A 1,181-nucleotide genomic window follows, 5' to 3' on the forward strand; every position below is an offset into this window, starting at 1 on the left:
CAATAGCAGGACACGCCGCGAAAAGATCCCTTGCCGTTTTGAACCGGAGCCCATTGGCCATGACCGCCACGCTTTCATCGAGAAGCTTGGCCACTCAAGCCTTAGGCGCGGCGCGGGTCAAGTCTCAACCGGTGACGCGGCAACAACTGTCACGCCCCGGCGATTGCAGACAGACAATTGCCTGCGAATTTGCTATGATCCCAACATCGAAAATCGGAATACTCAACCAGGAGGAGCCGCTATGCAGTGGAGCAGTTCAGCTTTTGTGTTGGCGGTCGTGCTTTTCTCGACCCACGCTTCCGCCGACCCCGTTCAGAAATCGGAAGACATCGTGAAGTTTTTTGCTGGTGCGGCCGATCTCGGCAAGTCCCGCGGGATTTGTGTTGGCTCCGCGGAGGAGTGCAAAAGCAAGTCCAATGACGCGTCGGCAGTGAAAACCGGCCTCGACATGCTGATCAATTTCGGCTTGGATTCGGCCGAACTTGACGCCACCGCGCGCGCTGAACTCGACGAGTTCGCCAAAGCCCTGAAGGACAACCGGCTGAGCACGTTCAGCTTCGTCGTCGAAGGCTATACCGATGCCACCGGCACGGTGCACCACAACGAAGGCCTGTCGCAACGACGAGCGAAATCGGTAGCCGCCTTCCTCACGGCCAGCGGCATCGAGCCTGATCGCATCAACGCGGTCGGCATGGGTGAAAAGAACCCGCGCAGTTCCAACCCATACGATCCGCTCAATCGCCGCGTGGAAATGCGGATAAAGACGCAATAGCCACGCAAAGCTGCGCCGCAGCCTGGGATGGGGCGAAGATTGTTCTACCCGATGGAATTTGGACAGGGGTGAGCATCTGATAGAGCAGCGCGAGCGTGGTTCAAAGCGTATTCTGAATTGAGCTTATGACGGCGGTGACGGCCTGCTTGTATTTTTCAAACTCCGGTGACGTCTGGCGGACCTCCGTGGTCGTTGTCTGCTGGGCGGCGCCAGTGGCCATGCGGCCCAGCTTCTGGCCCATTTTCCTTTCGGCCCAGTCCACGACGTAGCTGGCGGTCTTGCCGGTGAGAAACGGGTTGGCCTGGATGACGGCCGACCCCAGCACGGCGCTCAGTTGCGCCGAACCTGTGGCCGACAGCACCTGGTGCGCGCCTTCCATTCCCGGGGAATGGCAGGGATAGATTCTGCC

Annotated in this window: 1 protein-coding gene and 1 pseudogene; one reads left to right on the plus strand and one right to left on the minus strand. The window is 59.4% G+C overall.

Translation table 11 applies throughout. From position 1 onward, the window contains the following. Positions 1 to 772 (plus strand): OmpA family protein (locus EN932_RS36505; RefSeq protein ID WP_245483405.1); only part of this gene is annotated, 772 nt, incomplete at its 5' end. A 100-nt stretch (positions 773 to 872) separates the two neighbouring features. On the opposite strand, the pseudogene EN932_RS36510 reads toward EN932_RS36505, so the two are convergent. Next, positions 873 to 1,181 (minus strand): annotated as a pseudogene (locus EN932_RS36510) (M23 family peptidase); the annotation flags it as partial.

Origin of the sequence: Mesorhizobium sp. M7A.F.Ca.US.002.01.1.1, from assembly GCF_004022955.1 — a bacterium.
GTDB classification, from domain to species: Bacteria; Pseudomonadota; Alphaproteobacteria; order Rhizobiales; family Rhizobiaceae; genus Mesorhizobium; species Mesorhizobium ciceri.